Source organism: Mesorhizobium sp. M0152 (assembly GCF_040322415.1).
In the GTDB taxonomy this organism is placed as follows: Bacteria; Pseudomonadota; Alphaproteobacteria; order Rhizobiales; family Rhizobiaceae; genus Mesorhizobium.
Genome location: NZ_JAMYTH010000130.1, coordinates 1 through 671 on the forward strand (window position 1 = coordinate 1; position 671 = coordinate 671).

Consider the following 671-nt stretch of genomic DNA (forward strand, 5'->3'; position numbering starts at 1 on the left):
TGCGACAGCGTGGTCGAGTAGGTGTAGGTGACTTCGCCGGTCGCGATATTGCTCAAGGTAGCGCCGGTGAGATGGATGCGGATCACTTCCGTGCCGCCGTCCTTGCCGACCAGGTCGCCGGTTCCCGCGTCGAGCGCAAACACCACCGGATTGCCGGCCAGCGTCTGCAACTGGCCGTCGAGGGCCGGCGTGTCGACCAGCACGATCGAGGTCGCCAGGTTGACCGGCACGTCGTTGCCGAAGGTCACCTTGGCCGATCCGCTGGTGTCGGTCAGGCTCTCGGTCGAGTTGGTCTCGTCGGCGCGTGCCGTCGTGGTGTCGACGGCGGCATTGGCAAAGCCATCCTCATCGACGGTGAGGTTGGTCGTCGATACCACCGAGGGGGTCGAATCGGCGGCCAGGTTGATGGTCACCGTCGCCGTCGAGGTGTCGCCGTCCTTGTCGGTGATCGTGTAGGTGAAGCTGTCCGAGCCGGTCTGGCCGGCCGTCGGCGTGTAGGTGAAGGTGCCGTCGCCATTGTAGGCGATGATGCCCTTCGCCGGGTCGCTCGCCTTGGCAATGCCGCTCGTCAGGTCGACGCCATCGGCGCCGGCGACATCATTGACGAACACGTTGATGATCACCGCCGTGTCCTCGGCCGGCGTCACCGGGCCGTCATTGTTGGCCTGCGG

Annotated in this window: 1 protein-coding gene; it reads right to left on the minus strand. The window is 65.9% G+C overall.

The genetic code is table 11. From position 1 onward, the window contains the following. Positions 1-671 (minus strand): Ig-like domain-containing protein (locus tag NKJ26_RS33475; RefSeq protein WP_352700130.1); only part of this gene is annotated, 671 nt, incomplete at both ends.